Here is a 20,270-nt window from a genome sequence, read left to right as displayed (position 1 = left end):
TTAAACCAGATGAAACAAATCAAAACTCTATTAATTGCTGCAATATTTATTTTAGGAGCAACTCAAACAATCTCAGCTCAAGCAAAATCTGCTCATGTTGATGTTAGTGAAATCATGTCAAAAATGCCTGCAATGCTTGATGCTCAAAAACAACTTGAAAAACTAAGCGGAACTTATGATGCTGACTATAAAAAAATGGTTGAAGAATACCAATCAAAATTAAAAAAGTACGAAGCTGAATCTGCAACTGTTACTGATGCTGTAAACGGAGAACGTTCTAAAGAAGTACAAGACATGCAAAAAAGAATTGTGGACTTTAGAGACAATGCTCAAAAAGAATTACAACAAAAAGAATCTGACATCGTAAAACCATTAATGGAAAAAGTAAGAGCTTCAATCCAAAAAGTAGGTAAAGCAAAAGGATTCCAATACATCCTTGACGGATCTACTCTTTTATTAGCTGATGGTCCAAACTTGACTGCTGATGTGAAAAAAGATTTAGGATTCTAAAAAATACCATTCTAAAACAACTAAACCGTTTTATTTCTATTCATGAAATAAAACGGTTTTTTTTATAAAATAATTTTTAGGAAAATTAAGCAAGAGCACTTAACTTTGTTTTGATGGACAACAACAAACCTATAGGCATTTTTGATTCCGGAATAGGAGGAACTTCTATATGGAGAGAAATACATCAGCTATTACCAGCTGAAAAAACTATCTATCTAGCTGACAGCAAAAACGCTCCTTATGGACAAAAAACAAAACAGGAGATTATTGCACTTTGCATGAAAAACACCGATTTGTTGTTACAAATGGACTGCAAATTGATTGTCGTAGCCTGCAATACCGCAACTACAAACGCCATCAAAGAATTAAGAGACAAATACGCCATTCCTTTTATTGGAATTGAACCCGCTATTAAACCTGCAGCTCTAAATTCTAAAACACAAAAAATTGGAATTCTCGCTACTCAAGGCACACTCATTAGTGAACTATTCAATAAAACTGCCGAGAAATTTCAAACGACTAAAATCATTGAACAAGTGGGTCATGGTTTGGTTCAACTAATCGAAGGCGGCGAAATCAATTCGTCTGAAATGACAGAACTTTTAAAATCATATTTGCAGCCTATGATAGATGCCGACATAGATCATCTAGTATTAGGATGTAGTCATTACCCCTATCTTATCCCACAAATAAAAAAAATACTTCCTGAGCATATCCAAATAATTGACTCAGGACAGGCTGTAGCAAAACAAACGCAGAAAGTACTAGAAAATCAAGTTGGCTTTTCAACTGAAAAAGAAAATCAGCCTATATTCTACACCAACACAAATCCATCTGTTTTAAAAGGTATCCTTGGAAAAGATTTCCAAGTAGAAGAACTAGACTTTTAATTCTAGAACACTTCTTTTAGAATTTATTTTAGATATAATACTCTTGTCCCCTCTGAGGTATCGTACAATCATAACCATAATCCTCTCTAATCTTAAATCGAAGTTCGTCAGCAGGGCCATTTTCTCCATGTACTAAAAAGACTTTTTTAGGTTTGCTTTCTAATTCGGAAATCCAATTTAATAAATCCTTTTGGTCTCCATGTGCCGACATTCCTTGAATTTCCACGACTTTAGCACGCACCGTATAATAATTCCCATAAATCTTGATTGACTTAGCACCTTCCAACAACTTTCTCCCTCTTGTACCTTCTGCCTGATAACCTACAATAGCAACTACAGTTTCTGGCAGACCAATATAATATTCTAAATAACTTAAAACGCGTCCACCCGTTATCATACCGCTGGCCGCAACTACAACCTTAGGACCTTTATCATAAATAGCATCCAATGTTTCTTGATAATCGGAATGAATACTAAACATTTTACTCATGGCTTGACAATCAGCCAACGATAATTTATGCCAATCCGTATTGTTGAAAAAAACTTGAAAGGCACTTGCTCCCATTGGAGAATCTACGATATATGGAATGTCTGGAATTTTCTTTTCTTTTTTTAACTGCCACAACAAATACATTACCCCTTGGGCTCGTTCAACAGCAAAACTGGGAATAATGATTGTTCCCCGCTTTTCAAAAGCCGAATTCACATATTGCTCTAATTCCAACTTTGCATCGGTATCAGGATGTAACCTATCGCCATAAGTACTTTCTAGAAAAACGTAATCAGCATGTTTAGGCTTAACAGGAGGATCTAACAACAAATCATTATCCCTACCAACATCACCAGAAAAAACAAGTGACTTACCCTCTATTTTTAAAGTTATGCTACAAGCCCCAATAATATGACCTACAGGAGTAAAAATAGCCGTCACATCCTCAGCTAAAACAACCGAAGCAAATGGTTTAACAGTCCGAAACAAAGGAAAAACTTTTTCCGCTTGTTCGACAGTATACAAAGGCTCAGCTTGTTCATGCTTCGAATAATTCTTTTCATTTGCTTTTTCAGCCTCTTCCTCTTGAATTTTAGCACTATCTACCATAATCAATTTTGCAACCGAAAAAGTAGGACCTGAACAATAGATCTTTCCGTTAAAACCCTCATTGACTAATCTTGGTAGCCATCCACAATGGTCTAAATGTCCATGAGTCAACAAAACAATATCTATTGTAGATGCTAAAATAGGCAAAGGCTCCCAATTGAGCTCTCTTAACATTTTGACACCTTGAAAAAGACCACAATCAATTAAAATTCGCAATCCATCACTCTCTATTAAAGTCTTCGAACCTGTCACTGTCCCAGCTCCTCCTATAAATTGAACTCTCATATGCTTTAGAATTTAAAATTAAAACTGAAGTTTAACCCAAAATCTGCATTAGGATTTTTTTGTTTTTTTATGCAGACCTTTATACAAACAGGCCTATGGTCCAATGCGGAATCTAGATCTAAAAACATTTACATAATTCTTCAACCTCTCTTAAAACATTTATCTTTCTTTTGGAACTAATATTTAATTCATTTAACACTTCGGGCTCTTCAAGCAATTCTCTAGCTAAAATCACTCCCGCATTCAACAACTTATCTTTTTCGGCGGAAGCCAAAGTCGTTAAACAAGTTACTGGATACAGGCAATCTCTAAGATTTTTAGTTTCCAAATTATTGTTTTCAGGATAATCCCAACTCAACAAATTAATACCTGAACAATTTGCAAAATCAATAGCATCAGTTGTAAAACGATTGTTAGTTACTATCAAGCAACTGCTTATTACATCTTTATGCGAAAATATTTCATGCTCTTTTACATTTAAATCATTGTATCGAGAAAGGATATACATTGGAATTTTAACATCTGAAACCGCTGCTTGACTACCATGAAACTTACATTCAACCATTTCAATTCTATCATTTTTTTTAACCAAGATATCCACCTCATGCGACACACATTTTCCTTGTAAGGTCATATTAATCTTGGTTTCAAATTTTTCAGACTCAAAAAGCCGAGCAATATATTTTTCAAAATGGAAACCTGCTGGACCCAACATTTGAATGGCTGTCTTAACATTATATCTAGCCGCAAAAGAATTTGCTCCCTTCTTTAGTAAACCAAAAGCTTTTTTATAAATATTCTTAGTAGAAATGCCATCGTAAACCTCATCGCTTACTTTTTGTAAAATCAAATCTACAACAGCGACACTGGCACCAGATTTAAAAAGGGAACTTCTTAATTTTTCAGGTTCAAAATTTACACGTTCTCCTGATTGCTTTATTACTTTCATATCTAAGAGTATTGATTTTCAATTTAATAAAACCTTCCTTTAAAGATACAGAAAAAAAAGCTATTTGGATTGTTTTTGATAATAAAAGGCTGGAATAAACAATAAAACAAACAGTGGTTGAATCAAAAATCTACGGATATAAAAAAGCATTAAATTATTGCTAGCCCCATAAACATATATAACACTAAAGAAGCAAATAATTAAAAACGAAAAGAATAAAATATAGAGTAAGAAAGAAAATTTAATCATTTCGATTTCTTTGAAAATAACATAAATCAAAGCCAATGAAATCAACATATTCAATGAATAGCGAAACAATAATCCTAAAAACAATTGAAACGAATGAAATAATGGCAAGGGTTGATTATGAAAATCACCTTCAAAATACCCCAAGAACGGGTCATAAAACAAATCGTGTTCAAAAACACGAACCAATGCCAACAAGAAAACCAAGCAAACGCCAAGTAAAAACCTAACCTTATGTTGGAATAGTATTTTTAGCATATAAAGAATATTTATTAACCCAGATTACCCATAGCACAAAAACAAAACCGTAGATAAACAACGGAAAAAAGACACGATGCAAAATTGTTTCTTGTTCAGGAAAAGAATACAACAACACACACAATATGGCAACTCGCAAGACATTTAAAGTATAAATCAAGACAGAACCGCCTAAAATAAACAACAATGTCGTTTTTATTTTCCCCGAAAAAGAGACAATAAAAGCAATAAATAAAATCACAATACTAATGGCATTACAACCTTCCACCATACGAGCGACATATTTTTGATTGTATAGCAATTTAATATACTGCTCTGAATGATTTTCTTCTATTTTGAAATCAACATTAAAAACATCAAGCACATTGGTCGTGTTTTTAGCCACCAATACAGTTACCGCATCAATATCATTTGCCCCATAACGCTGCAAATAGGCTTGATAAACCAAAGTCAGCAAGAAATAAGTCAAGAAAAATTTAGCTAAAAAAAGCAAAAATGGTTTGTAAATTATAAGGTATTTTTTCAAAATAAAATTTTAACAGAACCAAATTTAAGGAATTTTTAAAGTCTTCTCTCCAATACTTATAAATTATTAGCCTTTCAATTGACCATTTAGATATAAAAAAACATTTGGACTCCTCAATTTTGCTTTAAAATTGCCAATTAATTATCCCTAACCATTTTATCTTGAATATTTCGACTACAAAAAATATATTTTCAAAAAATAAATACTATCTTTGCGCCCGTTCTGCATTAAACTGCTGGACATACATAAAAATCATTTAAAAAAATATTAGCATGTATTTAACTAAAGAAGGAAAAGCGGAAATTTTCGCTCAACACGGAGGAAAAGCAGAAAACACTGGTTCTGCTGAAGGGCAAATCGCTTTGTTCTCATTCAGAATCAACCACTTGACTGGACACTTGAAAAAAAATCGTCACGATTACAACACAGAGCGTTCACTTGTGAAATTAGTAGGTAAAAGAAGATCTTTACTTGACTACTTGAAAAAGAAAGATATCAACAGATATCGTGAAATTATCAAAGTATTGGGTATCAGAAAATAGTCAATATAAAAAAGAGGTGCGCAAGTACCTCTTTTTTAATTTATAGATTTAAATGTTTTTAAAATTTAGAATAGATTTTAAAAACATTAAGAAGTTAAGACTTCAAACCAAATGAAACTTAATTCCTTAATGGTTTAAATTAGATTTTTTTTATCTAAAAAATTTAAATCTTTCCGTTTTAGTACAATAAAAAAAAGTTTGGTTTTTCATTGGGTTTTCGCATTAACTACGCGAGCAAAGACAACACAACTAGTCACCCATTTATTAATCAAAAAAACAAAAATTTATGATTCCACAATTATTTGTAGAAAACATCGATTTAGGTGATGGAAGAAACATCACAATCGAAACAGGTCGTTTAGCTAAACAAGCTGACGGTTCTGTAGTAGTAAGAATAGGAAAAACAGTTATTTTAGGAACTGTAGTTGCTGCAAGAAAAGCAAGTCCTGGAATTGACTTTTTGCCACTTACTGTAGATTATCGTGAAAAATTTGCTGCTGCGGGACGTTTCCCAGGTGGATTTTTCAAAAGAGAAGCGCGTCCAAGTGACAGCGAAGTATTAACAATGCGTTTAGTAGACCGTGTTTTACGTCCACTTTTCCCAGATGATTACCATGCAGAAGTTCAGGTAATGATCCAATTAATGTCTTACGACGAAGACGTAATGCCAGATGCATTAGCAGGTTTAGCAGCATCAGCAGCTTTAGCTTTATCTGACATTCCTTTCGAAAAATTAATTTCTGAAGTGAGAGTAGGTCGTGTTGATGGAAAATTCATTGTTAACCCAAGTCGTGCACAATTAGCATTATCTGATATTGATATGATGATTGGAGCTTCAACTGACTCTATCGCAATGGTAGAAGGTGAGATGAAAGAAATCTCAGAAGCTGAAATGCTTGAAGCAATTAAATTTGCTCACGAGCACATCAAAGTACAAATTGCTGCACAAGAACGTTTGGCTGCTGCATTTGGAAAAAAAGAAACAAGAACCTACGAAGAAGAAAAAGAAGACGAAGCTATTTACGCTAAAGTAAAAGCTGCAGCTTACGATAAAATCTACGCTATTGCTAGCAAAGGTTCTTCTAAACAAGAACGTACAGCTGCATTTGAAGAAGTAAAAGAAGAAGTAAAAGGGTTGTTTACTGAAGAAGAATTAGCTGAAAACGGAGATTTAGTTTCTAAATACTTCAAAAAAACAAATAAAGAAGCTGTTCGTAACGTAACCTTAGATTTAGGAACACGTTTGGACGGAAGAAAAACTACTGAAATCAGACCTATCTGGAGTGAAGTAGATTATTTACCATCTGTACACGGATCAGCTTTGTTTACACGTGGAGAAACTCAAGCTTTGGCTACTGCAACTTTAGGAACTTCTAGAGAAGCTAACCAAATTGACTCGCCTAGCGAGCAAGGTGAAGAAAAATTCTACTTACATTATAACTTCCCTCCTTTCTCTACTGGTGAAGCACGTCCTTTGAGAGGAACTTCAAGAAGAGAAGTAGGTCACGGAAACTTAGCTCAAAGAGCTTTGAAAAACATGATTCCTGCTGATTGTCCTTACACTATTCGTGTAGTATCTGAAGTTTTAGAATCTAACGGATCCTCTTCTATGGCAACTGTTTGTGCTGGAACTTTATCATTAATGGATGCTGGTATCCAAATGATTCGTCCAGTTTCAGGAATTGCAATGGGATTAATTACTGACGGAGAGCGTTTTGCTGTATTGTCTGATATTCTTGGTGACGAAGATCACTTAGGAGATATGGACTTTAAAGTAACTGGAACTTCTGAAGGAATTACAGCTTGCCAAATGGACATCAAAATTGATGGATTGAAATACGAAATTATGGAAGCGGCACTAGCACAAGCTCGTGATGGTCGTTTGCATATCCTTGGTAAATTAATCGAAACATTGGCTGCTCCAAAAGTAGATGTAAAAGCACACGCTCCAAAAATCATCACAAGAACCATTCCTGGTGCTTACATTGGTGCATTAATTGGACCTGGTGGAAAAGTAATTCAAGAATTACAAAAAGCTACTGGAACTACCATCGTAATCAACGAAGTAGACGAGCAAGGTGTTATCGAAATCTTAGGAACGGATCCTACTGGAATCGAAGCGGTATTGGCTAAAATTAAGTCAATCACTTTCAAACCACAAGTAGGAGAAGCTTACGAAGTGAAAGTAATCAAAATGCTAGATTTTGGTGCAGTAGTAGAATATACTGAAGCTCCAGGAAACGAAGTTTTATTACACGTATCTGAATTGGCTTGGGAACGTACTGAAAACGTAACCGATGTAGTAAACATGGGAGATGTATTCCAAGTGAAATACTTAGGTGTTGACCCAAAAACTAGAAAAGAGAAAGTGTCAAGAAAAGCACTTATCGCTAGACCTCCACGCGAGGCAAAACAAGAGTAATCCATCTTAGTTTACTAAAGGTTTATTTATAGAAAATCCCGTTTCATTCAGTTGAAACGGGATTTTTGTTTATAATCGTTTTAGATTTCCAGGAGCAGAACAATTGGTGTTTTCAGGAAAGTTGGTTTCCTGCCATTCGCTATATCTTGTGGCGGCATAAATGCCAGCCGCCACAAGGATGCCGCTGCTGTCAGGGCTAAGGAGGGAGATTTGTAATTTTAGGAAGATTTTAAAAAAAGAGAATAGAACAAAGAAAAATAGACATAACTTCGGGATTTCTTGGCGGGGAATGCCCTAATTTATCTTCTATTTGAAAATAAAATAAAATTTCTTTATCCTTTTTGTAACTTTTTCGGAACTCTGTACGTATAACTACATGTACACATTTAAATTTGAGGAGATAAACACATGAGACAACTTAAAATTACCAAACAGGTTACTAATCGTGAAACCGCATCATTAGACAAATATTTACAAGAAATAGGTAAAGTTGATCTTATTACTGCAGACGAAGAAGTAGAATTAGCTCAAAGAATTAAAGCCGGAGACCAACGTGCTTTGGAGAAATTAACTAAAGCGAATTTACGTTTCGTGGTTTCGGTTGCTAAACAATACCAAAACCAAGGATTAACCCTTCCCGATTTGATTAACGAAGGAAACTTAGGTTTGATTAAAGCGGCACAACGTTTTGATGAAACGCGTGGTTTTAAATTTATCTCGTATGCTGTTTGGTGGATTCGTCAATCGATCCTACAAGCTTTGGCTGAACAATCACGTATCGTTCGTTTGCCATTGAACAAAATTGGTTCTATCAATAAAATCAACAAAATGTATGCTTTATTAGAGCAATCTAACGAGCGTCCACCATCTGCTGAGGAAATTGCTAAGGAACTTGACATGACGGTAAATGATGTGAAGGAGTCTATGAAAAACTCTGGTCGTCACTTATCAATGGATGCGCCTCTTGTTGAAGGAGAAGATTCTAACCTTTATGACGTTTTACGTTCTGGTGAGTCTCCAAACCCTGATAGAGAGTTAATCCACGAATCATTACGTACCGAAATTGAACGTTCTCTTGAAACATTAACTCCACGTGAGGCTGATGTGGTTCGTTTGTATTTTGGCCTTGGTGACCAACACCCAATGACGCTAGAAGAAATTGGAGAAACTTTTGACCTAACTCGTGAGCGTGTACGTCAGATTAAAGAAAAAGCAATCCGTAGATTAAAACACACTTCTAGAAGTAAAATCTTAAAAACGTATTTAGGTTAAGCCCTAAATCGCGGAAATACCATAGAAACGCCGACCATTTATTTGGTTGGCGTTTTTTTTTTGCACTTAGAATCGGCATCATTTTATCCCAAAATCAGCATTTGGATTTTATTGATAGTTTTCACGCAGATTAGGCAGATTCTATGTTGTAAAACGATTAAAAAATCTGTGTAAATCCGTTACATCTGTGTTCCAGTACGTAATCTAGTTTATTCACATGACCAGCTATGTCAACTAACCTAAGCAAGGCGCCTTTTCACAATCAAGAATCTATGTCCCTATGTGTTTAAAAAAATATGTTCAAAATAGATAGGCACTGCATTGCCTATCTACAATAGACCATTAAACAAACCCAAATAAAAAATTTTCGGTTTTGTTTTAAATAAACTAATTTTGCAGCCAACAACACACTAAACAAAAAAAATGAAAAATACACTTATTGCGCCATCAGTATTGGCTGCTGATTTTGCCAACTTACAACGCGATATCGAAATGATTAACAAAAGTGAAGCGGACTGGTTTCATATTGACATCATGGATGGTGTTTTTGTGCCTAATATTTCTTTTGGAATGCCCGTTTTAGAAGCAATTAAAAGACATGCAACTAAAACTATCGACGTACACTTGATGATTGTGGACCCTGACCGTTACATCTCTACTTTCAAAAAACTAGGAGCTGATGTATTGACTGTTCACCTTGAAGCGTGCACACACTTACATAGAACCCTACAAGCTATCAAAGCTGAAGGTATGAAAGCGGGGGTTGCCTTAAACCCACATACTAATGTTGATTTACTAGAAGATGTTATTAATGACATTGACCTAGTGTGTATCATGAGTGTGAATCCAGGTTTTGGAGGTCAATCGTTTATCGAAAATACTTATGACAAAGTAAGAAAGTTAAAAGCCTTAATCAACAAAAAAGGCGCTTCGACTATCATTGAAATTGACGGTGGAGTTACCAATAAAAACGCCAAACAACTTGCCGAAGCTGGAGCTGATGTTCTAGTAGCAGGTAGTTATGTTTTTGGTGCTGCTGATCCAATTGCAACAGTTGCTGATTTGAAGCAATTGACTGCTTTCTAACTAAAAAACACATACTACATATTTAGCACCCTTAAAACAGTAATTGCTGTTTTAAGGGTGCTTTTTTTTTCACCAAACTTATACTCCTAATAGAGAATCAGATTTTTTCTGTCCTAATAGGGCTTTTATTTTTTTATGAAAAAATTCACTTTTAAATCAAAATAATTCTCCTACAAGCATTATTTCAAGATTTACGACCTTTAAAAATTGATTTTTATTAAAAAAAATGCCAAAATATGATGTTTTTAAGTCTAAAAAAGCCCTTAAAAACCAATTTTATTTTCACCCGTACTTTTTCTGTCTAACAAGCCTAAAATAGTCGTTTATTCATACAAAAAAATAACTATTGATTCTTACTTTTTAAAATTGACTATATAAAAGTTATTTTTCATTTTACAAATCCCGCTAACTTCTTTTATTCTAGTAAACTCCACCATTTTCAACAAAACAAATTATTAGACTGAAAATGGGTTTTAGCCTCTCTTCAATTCTTACACTTTTTACGCATTAAAAATACGGTTTTTAAAAATTGACAATTAAGCATATTTTGACTCGTTTTAAACTCAAAAACGAAGTTAAACTCATCAAAATGGCTAGAAAATTTTTATTAACGCAAAAATATGCGTATATTGCAAAATCTAAAACTGGTAAACCAATCTAATATTCCAGATTGGTTTATTCAAAATTATTAATCCAAACTAATCCATTATGAATTTAAGAATTAAATTATCATTACTGGTCATTCTACTATTTAACATAGTGGCTGTTGCACAAAACAGCTATAAATTGACAGGAACAGTAGTATCAGCATCTGACAAACTTCCTATACCAGGAGTAAACGTAAATGTTTTAAAATCCAAAAAAGGAGTTTCTACAGATTTTGATGGTAATTATGCAATTGAAGTAAAAGCCGGAGATGTCCTTCAGTTTTCCTATATTGGTTTTACTACACAGGTACAAATTATAGATAAACAAAAAAAGCTCGATATAGTACTTAAGGAAATCGCTTCGCAATTGGATGACGTAGTAGTAATTGGATATGGTACTCAGAAAAAATCACATTTGACGGGTTCGATCTCTAAAGTTGTAAATGATGATTTAGACCAAATAGCAGTATCTAGAATTGATGATGCATTAGTTGGTCAAGTTTCTGGGGTAAATATTCAAGCTACAGATGGAGAAGCTGGTGCAGCACCAACAATTACCATTAGAGGGGTAGGTTCTATGGCTGGTGACTCAACACCGTTAATTGTGGTAGATGGAATCATCGTTGATTCAAGCTTCTTAGGTTCCTTAAACATGAACAATGTTGAATCATTTGAAATATTAAAAGATGCCGCATCATCTTCAATATACGGTTCTAAAGGATCTAATGGTATTATCATGATTACTATGAAATCTGGAGTATCAGGAAAAACAAAAATCAACTACAGCACCTACACAGGTATCAAAACACCTAGAAAAAGTGACGCCTATGGTTACACAACAGCTGATTGGGCAAAACAGCAAACAGATGCTGGTTTAACACTTTCTCCCTATACAGTTGCGCAATTGCAAATAGGAACAGATCGTTCTTGGCAAGATGTGTTTTTTGAAACAGGTGTTATCACCAATCATGCTATTTCATTAAGAGGTGGTAATGACAAAACTAAGTTTGCCACTAGTTTAAACTACACTAACGATGAAGGTGTGATGTTATTAGACAACTATAAAAAATACGGTGCCAGATTAAAAATGGACAGTAAATTGAGTGATAAGTTTAGCATTGGTGCCAATTTAAGTCCTTCTTATACTAATAGAAGAAGATTTTCTGAAAACATACATAACGTAGCGAGACACCAACCTTGGTTACCTATTTATCATACCGAAGAGACACTACGTTTTATTGACCCTAACGGTGTATATGCAGGACTTGTTCCTGGAGACTATGCTAGAATGGTTCATTTTGAAATGTTCGATTTAGATGGCGATGGTCAAATAAACGATAGATTAACCAATATAGGTAATAGTAACAACCAAAACCCTTACGCTAGAGTAACTGAACGTAATCGAACAGATAAGAAATTCCAATTATATGGAAGTTTTTACGGTCAATATAACATTACTAAAGATTTAACTTTTAAATCTACATTGGCAGGTTCTTATGACGATACCAAAAGAACAGATTACTTAGGTACTCTAGGAAAAGAAAGCCCTACAGATGCCTATATGACTGAGATTGCTCAAAAAGAAAACTACATGATTTTTGACAACTTTTTCAACTACAATAAATCATTTGGAAAACATGATTTAGGTGTAACTGCAGGTACCTCTGTTGAAAGTAGAAATTATTTCTTTTCAACAGTTACAGGAACAGGATACACTAATGATGTGGTACAACAAATTACAAATGCTACCACTATATCGGATGCAGATGCTTTTGAATGGCAAAAACGAGGAATATCATATGTATCAAGAGTTAACTATGCTTATAACAACAAGTACTTAGCATCAGTTAGTATGAGACGTGATGGAAGTTCTATTTTTGGATCTAAATACAAATATGGTAATTTCCCAGCAGCCTCAATTGGTTGGAATATTGGTAAAGAAGATTTCTTACTAGAAAGTAATTTCGTTAAAAATCTTAAACTGAGAGCAAGTTATGGTGTTACTGGTAACGACCGTCTAAACACTGGTTCAGTTGACCCAGATGCTCAAGGAAGTACATCAACATTAAGTACTGGTAACATCCTAGTTGACTACTACCCACATTTAGCTTTATTAACAGCCGATGGTTCTAGCTATAGTGTTGACGGTGGTGTTCAAGCAGGTTTATCACCAGCAAATATTGCTAACCCAGAATTAAGATGGGAGCGATTAATCGAATTTAACCCTGGTTTGGATTTTGGAATTTTAAATAACAAAATAACAGGGTCTATTGATTGGTACCAAAGAACTAGTGACCAATTATTACTTCCAAATCCTATTTCAGCTACTACAGGTTTTTCAAACGCTTTAGTAAATTTAGGTAAAGTTAAAAATAGCGGTTGGGAATTTGAATTAAAAACAAGAAACATCAGTTCAAAAAATTTCAAATGGAGCACCACATTCATAGGTACTACTAATAAAAATACTTTGATTGATTTTGCAGATTCTAATGGTCAAATTACCAGTTTAGATCCTAGCAGACCTGCTGAATGGATTAACTTAGAAGGACAGCCTATCTCTTTGTATTATGGATATGTTGTAGACAAAGAATTATCATTTGATGATAGAGACAGACCTTGGAGACATGTAGGTGCTCAAGCAGGTTTAGTTTATGTTAAAGATTTAAATGGAGATGGAGTTTTAGACGACGAAGACAAAACTGTTTTAGGAAACCCTTACCCTGAATTAATTTGGAGTATTACAAACGAATTTAGCATTGGAGACGTAGATGTATCTTTTATGTTCCAAGGTTCGCATGGAGCTGAAGTTAGAAACATTGCAGACCATTATTTATTTAGTAACAATAACAACAGAACCTACTTAGATTCTGCAACAAATACAGAGTTTTTAGTAGATAAATTTTTCACAAGTAGCATCATTCAAGACGCATCTTATATAGCGTTAAGAAATGTTAGCATCGGTTATAATTTCCCAAAAGACTTGTTAAACAAAATTGGTGTTTCTGGTTTAAAGATTTATGCAACAGGACAAAATTTAATTTACAAAACTGCATCAAATTACACAGGATGGAATCCTGAGGCCTTAGACAAAACAAGTCCAACTCAATATGGATATCAAAGAGGTGGATCACCTATTTACAGCACGGTATCTTTAGGTTTGAATTTAGACTTTTAATGATTTTTTTTAACGAATAAAATAAATAATATTATGAAATATATAAAATATCTCTCTGTGATTTTAACAGTAAGTGTATTTGTTTCTTGTAGCGATTTCCTAGAGCCCGTTCCAAGTTCTAGTATAACTTCTGGTAATTATTACAACAATGCAGCAGAATTAGAAACTGGATTAATTGGAGCCTATGCAGCTGTCAAAGGAATTAACGATTATGACAAAGACAACAATCACGGTATCCAATATGAGTTTTATGTAACTGAAATGCGTAGTGACAATACTAGTACAAAAAGTCCTGATTCTGAAGATGCTTCTGATGCTGGTCAATTGGAAAGTTTCAACATACTTCCTACTAACAGTTTTGTATTGAATTACTATTCTAGTTATTTTCAAGTAATTTACAGAGCCAATGTCATATTAGAAAATTTAGGTATTGTGACTGATGCTAAAAAAGCAGCCTCACTTGAAGCAGAAGCTAAGTTTTTAAGAGCATACGCCTATTTTAATCTAGTTCGACTTTTTGGAGACTTACCTTTAATCAATCGTGTTATCTCTCCTGCTGAAACCGACATTCAATATACAAGAGTAGGTACCGGTGCCATTTACGACTTTATAGTATCTGATTTAAATACTGCTATTTCTGGATTAGACCCTGAAGTTACTGGATTTCCAACTTACAAAACAAGAGCTTCAAAAGCAGCAGCTCAAGCTTTATTAGCCAAAGTATATTTGACCATCAAAACTCCAGAGTCGTATACCAAAGCACAACTATTATGTGAAAGTATAATTAATAGTAAAAAGTATTCTTTAAAAGATAATTTCCACGATGTATTTTATAGCGAATTAAACTCTGAAATTATTTTTGCTATAGGTTACGAAAATGGAGTACAAAACAATAGTCAATTATTTTCATCTGAATGGATGAATGCTGTAGGGAGAACAAGTGGTGTGAATTATGCTACTACCGATGTTGTTGCAGCGATTGATGCCAATGGAGGAAGCAGAAAAGCGGATTCATATAGAGCGGATCCAATTTCAACTGGTACGATTAGATACCAAGTAGCAAAATACTTCCCAAATGGAGAAACAGGAGGAAGTGACGGAAAAACCTTTAGCGGACTACCACGATTAGCAGGAAACGATTGGATTGTTATACGTTATGCTGATGTGCTTTTAATGCATGTAGAAGCCATTATGGCAGGTGCAAGCGAAACTTCAGCTTCAACAGCGGTAGCTTCATTTAAAGAAGTACGAGATAGAGCAGATTTAACGACACCTAGTATCATCAAAAAACAAGATTTACTATTAGAAAGACGTGTTGAATTTGCCTTTGAAAATCAACGATTTTTTGATTTAGTTCGTTTTGGTGAAGCAGAAACTATACTTAGAGCTTTTGCATTAGCTAATGATTTCAAATTTGAATCAACAGATTTATTATTACCAATTCCGCAAAACGAAATCAATTTAAGCAAAGGAGCAATGAAACAAAATCCAGGCTATAATTAAGATAAATAAAAAATATTATTATGAAGAAAATTAGTATAATAAAAAAACGAATAGAAAAAATAAGTAGCTGTGCGCTAGTACTTATAGCTTGTTTTTTAATCACGTCTTGCGATCCTACTATTGATGCTTTGGCATTTGATTTGCCAGAGGCGAACTCAAAAGCTGATATAAAACCTCCTGTAGCTAGCTTTGTAGCAACCGTTACCTCTGATTATTTAACCTATACCTTTTCGAACACCTCTTCAAGCGCAACTGATTATGTTTGGAATTATGGAAACGGAACAACAGCTAATACCAAGGATGGTACCGCTACTTTTCCAGGAGAAGGAGACTTCACTGTAACCTTAACAGCCTCAGACAAATTAGGAAAAACAAGCACCTTTTCATTAATCATTACAGTTGTTAAGCCAGCAATTCCACCTGCAATAATTCCGGAGATTTTAAACGGAGATTTTTCAGACGGACAAAATAATTGGAAATTTAGCAGTTTCTCTGGTGGAACGACAAGTCCTTACAACACTAGTAGTGATGGATCATGGTTAAATTATGACGGATCAGATAATGGTTCTAAAACCGCTGGAGCAAAATGGACGCAATCTACTTCTGCTGGCCCTTATTTAAGTAGTTCTACTAGATATGCTTATCAAGCAATAGTGGTTACTCCTAATACACAGTATATTTTAGAATTTGAATACGCCATTAAAACGGAATCAGAACAATCAGGAGTTGCTCCAGGTGGAAACCGAATTATTGGAGAGATTTTAAATGGACACTTTTCTGATGGAGCTGATGCAATCGTAAGTTCAAATGCAGGCCCATTAGTTAGACATATTGGAGATCAAGTTTTAGGTAAAACTAGCTTCACTAAGGTTACAAAAGTATTTACATCTAATGCTACTGGTGAAGTATCTATTTTGATATATGGTGTAACTGATGTTGATGCTTATGTTGACAATGTGAAAGTATATCCCGCAAATTAATTAATAAGATGAAAAAAAAGCTAAAAAGCTTATTTTCAATTCTATTAATCGCATTTATTTCTGTTAATGCTACTTGCCAAGATAAGGCAAGTAGCGCTACAGATTCAGGTTCAAAAATTGAAAAGAAAGCTAGAAAAAAGAAGAAGAAAAAAAGATATAAACTACCAAATATTGATTTAAGTCACTGGAGTGTAACCACACCTGAATTAAATAAGAAAGGGAGTGCTATGAACATACAGCCACCCGAAATCTTGAATTACGCAACAGACGAAAGACTCTTGCCTTATATGTACAATGACTCTACAAGTGGTGCTTTAGTTTTTTACTCTTTCCCTAGTGCTGCTAAAACAGCCAATACTAAATACACCCGATGTGAATTAAGAGAACAGATGGTTCCAGGCAGCAACAAGGTCAACTGGACTTTTGCTCAAGGAGCCAAAATGAAAGGTAAACTTGCCATGGGTGAGGTATCAAAAGATTCAAACGGAAAATACCACCGAGTAATCATCATGCAAATACATGGTATATTGACTGATGAGCAACGTGACTTAATAGGTCAGAAGGACAATAATGCGCCACCAATTTTAAAAATCTATTGGCAAGACGGAAAGATAAGAGTTAAAACCAAAATCTTAAAAAACCTAGATGCAACTGGAAACGAGCTTTTACATGAAGACGCTTGGGATGATGACCATGGCTTTAATTTTGAACAAGAAGTTGGTTTCGGAAAGTTCACTTTAGAAGTAAAAGTATCTGATGGCGAAATGGTAGTCATTTTAAATGAGAGCGAATATAAAGTATACGACAGTATCCACATCAGAAAATGGGGTATATTCGAAAATTATTTTAAAGCTGGAAACTATTTTCAATCAAGAGATGAAGGCGCTTATGCTAAAGTCAAATATTATGAATTAGACGTTAGCCATTAATACCACATTTTATATAGTTTTTATAGGTCCTTATTTAAAGCAGGAATTATAATAAAAAGAATAAGGCTGTCCGTTTGGACAGCCTTATTCTTTTTTAATTAAATGACATTATTTTTTAGTCATCATGAAATTTTTAATTTCAGCATCACTGATTTTAGGATTAGCTCCCTCTTGTCCAGCAACTAAAGCACCAACAGCACAAGCATAATTCAATGCTTTTTGTGGTGATTTCCCTCTAAGCAAACGCAAGATCAAAGAAGCTAAAAAAGAATCACCTGCCCCAACAGTATCTACCACTTTAATAAAATAACCACTATTATAATAGAACTTTTCATTACAATATAATACTGCTCCAAATTCTCCCTTTGTAACACAGACTTGTTTCGAGCCTGTTTTTTCGGCAATAAACTTTATGTTCTGTTCAAAAGAATTATAGGGTGAGCCTAATTTTTTGCTGATTTCTTTTAATTCTTCATCATTTAATTTAATAAAATTAGCTTTTTGCATCAATTCGAATAGCACTTCTACTGTATAATAGGGAGCTCTTAAATTAGCATCCAGTACTTTGAATTTTGCCAAATCTAATAAGGAATACAAAGAAGATCTAGAAACCTCATCCCTACAAGCCAAACTTCCGAAAACAAAAACATCTGATTTTGAAACTTTTTCTTTAATTGTTTTATTCAACTCAATTTTGTCCCAAGCAGAAGGATAAGCAATATCATAAGAGGCATTTCCCTTTTCATTAATCATCACATTAACAACGCCCGTTTTATACTCTTCAGCAGTTTGCACTTCGTCAATATTAATGTCATTTTCTTTCAAAAAACTGATGATAGCATCTCCATTGCTATCCGTACCAACACGACTTATCATAGTCGTTGCAATCCCTAACGAATTCATACGCAAAGCGACATTTAAAGGCGCTCCTCCTATCTTTTTGTGAGTGGGAAAAACATCCCATAAAACCTCTCCAAAACAAACCGCTTTTAATTCCTTTTTATTTTTCATAATCTTAAAATTAAGAACATTATAAATGTTCTATAAACAATTCAAATTACAATCAATTACTTAATCAATAATGATCTCATTTAATTTCTGTTTTAATTGGTTTTTATAAAAAGTTAAAGGCAAGCCTAAACTTGCCCTTAACATCAATCAAACTTCAATCAAACATCAATAACCAAATTGAATCATAAATAACCTGGATTTTGTTTGTATAATCCAGCTGTAAAATTAATTTCTCTTTGAGGTATTGGATAGTATTCATCTCTACCTGCTGTAAACTTAGCATTAGAAAGGAAATCTCTTTTTGTTTTCTCTTTAGTAAGATAAGCATTTAATACTGGCTCAGCAATACCCCATCTTACAAGGTCAAAAAATCGAGGTCCTTCCATACCAAACTCTAATCTTCTTTCAAACATCAAGGCTTTCATCGCATATTCTTTTGATGGAAAAGCAACATCGTATGTAGAAATTTTATAAACATTAGATGCTCCAGCTGCTAATGGCATAGCAGCACTAGCCGCTGCTCTTGCTCTAATACGATTGATAATAGGTCTTGCTTCTTCTTGACGATTTAACTGGATTAAGGCTTCTGCTTTGAATAACAATACGTCAGCATATCTAATAAAATCAACATTTTTTGAAGTTCCAATAAATGGTCCGTTTTTCACATAACAAGCGCAATCTGGTGATTGTTGCTCTTTCATGTTTCCAAAATACCCGTAAACACCTGGATCTCTAGCCCAACTAAATTTATAAATCATATCTCCAGCGTCTTTCAATGTGTTTTTATACTTAAAAGGTCTTCCTGGAATCCCTACAGTATGGTCAATTCTTGGATCAAGAGTTACACCCGAAGCAAGTGGAGCATTACCATTACTATCCACACTATTATAGATATCAGAATTATTAAAAGTATCAAACATTGGCAATCCAGCAGCATCTGTTTTAAAGGCATTCACCATATTTTGGCTTGCTAAGTGAAAACCACAACATCCATATAGAGGTGTTCCGTGAGGAGAGTTTAATCCCGTTACATAACTTACTCTTCCTACATTCGTTCCATCATTGATAGAAAACTGCACTGCCCAGATAGACTCTTGTCCATTATCATTTCCATCTAAGAAGTTTTTACCAAAATCTGTTTCTAAGTCACCTGTAACAGCATCAGCATAAGTAATCACCTCTAGTAATCTTGCTGAGTTTATACTTGTCACTTGATGTCTATCATCTTGTTGGTACGCTTGATATAATCTTAATTTTGCTAAATAAGCCGCTGCTGCATTTTTATCAGCTCTACCTACTTGCTCTTGTGCTTGCTCTAAATTATTGAACGCAAAAAGAAAATCCTCAGCTATTTTATCCCACAATTGATCACTTGTCAAATCATTAGATGTTTTTAAAATTTGCTCTTTCGTTAAATCCTCAGTAATGAAAGGAACTTTATTAAATAGTAATTTCAACATAAAATGAGAATGTGCTCTTAAAAAACGCAATTCTGCTTGTCTTGTTTTCTTCTTTGGAAATTCAGCTTCAGACAATCCGTTCACAACTGACAAGGCAAAGTTAGCTCTTGAAATCGCTTTATAGTGATTCGTCCAAGTTCTTGGCAACATCCAATCGCCAAAATCAGCAATAGTAGTATTGTATTGTTCGTAACGATCAATTACATCAACATCGCCACGTCCTCCACCGCCTTTGTAAGCGTCATCAGAACGCACACTTCCGTAAACCCATTGGTTGGTAATTGGTCCAACCATTTCGTCATTCCCAATTGCTGCATAGGCAGCAGTTACAAGTGCTTCAGCATTTTCAGCTGTTGCAACACTTTCAGAAGTCAAGACTCCTGTTGGTTCATAATCTAAAAAATCGGAGCTACATGCTGCCAAGAATAAAATTGACAAGCAGCTTAAAACTATTTTATTATATTTCTTCATGATAATTGC

At 34.3% G+C, this 20,270-nt stretch carries 17 protein-coding genes; 11 read left to right on the top strand and 6 right to left on the bottom strand.

Annotation, left to right across the window (positions count from 1 at the left end; all coding sequences use genetic code 11):
* Window positions 1-9: 9 nt before the first annotated feature.
* Window positions 10-510, top strand: a complete 501-nt coding sequence (locus SLW70_RS06320; RefSeq protein ID WP_320891224.1) for an OmpH family outer membrane protein — start codon at window positions 10-12, stop codon at window positions 508-510.
* A 113-nt stretch (window positions 511-623) separates the two neighbouring features.
* Window positions 624-1,400, top strand: a complete 777-nt coding sequence (murI, locus tag SLW70_RS06315; RefSeq protein WP_320891223.1) for a glutamate racemase — start codon at window positions 624-626, stop codon at window positions 1,398-1,400.
* Between the two features lie 28 nt (window positions 1,401-1,428).
* Here the strand turns inward: murI and SLW70_RS06310 are convergent, their stop codons facing one another.
* From SLW70_RS06310 to xrtF, 4 genes are all read right to left on the bottom strand, one after another.
* Entirely contained in the window at window positions 1,429-2,784 is a 1,356-nt protein-coding gene (locus SLW70_RS06310) for an MBL fold metallo-hydrolase (RefSeq protein ID WP_320891222.1), read from the bottom strand.
* Between the two features lie 118 nt (window positions 2,785-2,902).
* On the bottom strand, window positions 2,903-3,733 hold the full coding sequence (locus SLW70_RS06305) for a restriction endonuclease (protein WP_320891221.1): 831 nt from the start codon (window positions 3,731-3,733) through the stop codon (window positions 2,903-2,905).
* 60 nt (window positions 3,734-3,793) lie between these two features.
* Window positions 3,794-4,237 carry an exosortase F system-associated membrane protein gene (locus SLW70_RS06300; protein ID WP_320891219.1) on the bottom strand — a complete coding sequence of 148 codons (444 nt, stop codon included), beginning with the start codon at window positions 4,235-4,237 and terminating at the stop codon, window positions 3,794-3,796.
* Window positions 4,212-4,763 (bottom strand): exosortase family protein XrtF, encoded by a 552-nt coding sequence (gene xrtF, locus SLW70_RS06295; protein ID WP_320891218.1) that lies wholly within the window; start codon window positions 4,761-4,763, stop codon window positions 4,212-4,214. Before xrtF ends, SLW70_RS06300 begins: the two co-directional genes overlap by 26 nt.
* A 272-nt stretch (window positions 4,764-5,035) precedes the next feature.
* Here xrtF and rpsO point away from each other — a divergent pair, with 272 nt between their 5' ends.
* The 9 genes from rpsO (at window position 5,036) to SLW70_RS06250 (ending at window position 17,319) form a co-directional block, all read left to right on the top strand.
* Entirely contained in the window at window positions 5,036-5,305 is a 270-nt protein-coding gene (gene rpsO / locus SLW70_RS06290; RefSeq protein ID WP_320891217.1) for a 30S ribosomal protein S15, read from the top strand.
* 286 nt (window positions 5,306-5,591) lie between these two features.
* Window positions 5,592-7,727 carry a polyribonucleotide nucleotidyltransferase gene (locus SLW70_RS06285; RefSeq protein ID WP_320891216.1) on the top strand — a complete coding sequence of 712 codons (2,136 nt, stop codon included), beginning with the start codon at window positions 5,592-5,594 and terminating at the stop codon, window positions 7,725-7,727.
* A gap of 408 nt (window positions 7,728-8,135) precedes the next feature.
* Window positions 8,136-8,999, top strand: a complete 864-nt coding sequence (locus SLW70_RS06280) for an RNA polymerase sigma factor RpoD/SigA (protein ID WP_007804760.1) — start codon at window positions 8,136-8,138, stop codon at window positions 8,997-8,999.
* A gap of 423 nt (window positions 9,000-9,422) precedes the next feature.
* The gene (gene rpe / locus SLW70_RS06275) at window positions 9,423-10,085 is read left to right on the top strand and encodes a ribulose-phosphate 3-epimerase (protein WP_320891215.1); all 663 of its coding nucleotides are present in this window, start codon (window positions 9,423-9,425) and stop codon (window positions 10,083-10,085) included.
* Between the two features lie 529 nt (window positions 10,086-10,614).
* Window positions 10,615-10,746, top strand: coding sequence for a hypothetical protein (locus tag SLW70_RS06270; RefSeq protein ID WP_320891214.1), 132 nt, complete (start codon window positions 10,615-10,617; stop codon window positions 10,744-10,746).
* Window positions 10,747-10,793: 47 nt separating this feature from the next.
* Window positions 10,794-13,907, top strand: coding sequence for a TonB-dependent receptor (locus SLW70_RS06265; protein ID WP_320891213.1), 3,114 nt, complete (start codon window positions 10,794-10,796; stop codon window positions 13,905-13,907).
* A 33-nt stretch (window positions 13,908-13,940) separates the two neighbouring features.
* Window positions 13,941-15,410 carry a RagB/SusD family nutrient uptake outer membrane protein gene (locus tag SLW70_RS06260; RefSeq protein ID WP_320891212.1) on the top strand — a complete coding sequence of 490 codons (1,470 nt, stop codon included), beginning with the start codon at window positions 13,941-13,943 and terminating at the stop codon, window positions 15,408-15,410.
* 20 nt (window positions 15,411-15,430) lie between these two features.
* A complete protein-coding gene (locus SLW70_RS06255; protein ID WP_320891211.1) occupies window positions 15,431-16,390 on the top strand; it encodes a PKD domain-containing protein in 960 nt (319 codons plus the stop codon).
* An 8-nt stretch (window positions 16,391-16,398) separates the two neighbouring features.
* On the top strand, window positions 16,399-17,319 hold the full coding sequence (locus tag SLW70_RS06250) for a polysaccharide lyase family 7 protein (RefSeq protein ID WP_320891210.1): 921 nt from the start codon (window positions 16,399-16,401) through the stop codon (window positions 17,317-17,319).
* Between the two features lie 108 nt (window positions 17,320-17,427).
* Here the strand turns inward: SLW70_RS06250 and SLW70_RS06245 are convergent, their stop codons facing one another.
* Complete coding sequence (locus SLW70_RS06245) at window positions 17,428-18,330, bottom strand: carbohydrate kinase (protein ID WP_320891209.1); 903 nt, start codon at window positions 18,328-18,330, stop codon at window positions 17,428-17,430.
* A 182-nt stretch (window positions 18,331-18,512) separates the two neighbouring features.
* Window positions 18,513-20,261 carry a RagB/SusD family nutrient uptake outer membrane protein gene (locus SLW70_RS06240; RefSeq protein ID WP_320891207.1) on the bottom strand — a complete coding sequence of 583 codons (1,749 nt, stop codon included), beginning with the start codon at window positions 20,259-20,261 and terminating at the stop codon, window positions 18,513-18,515.
* Between the last annotated feature and the right edge of the window lie 9 nt (window positions 20,262-20,270).

This window comes from Flavobacterium sp. NG2 (genome assembly GCF_034119845.1).
Taxonomy (GTDB): domain Bacteria; phylum Bacteroidota; class Bacteroidia; order Flavobacteriales; family Flavobacteriaceae; genus Flavobacterium.
Note: the sequence above shows the minus strand (reverse complement) of the source record. Positions and strands in the feature narration are given on the sequence as shown.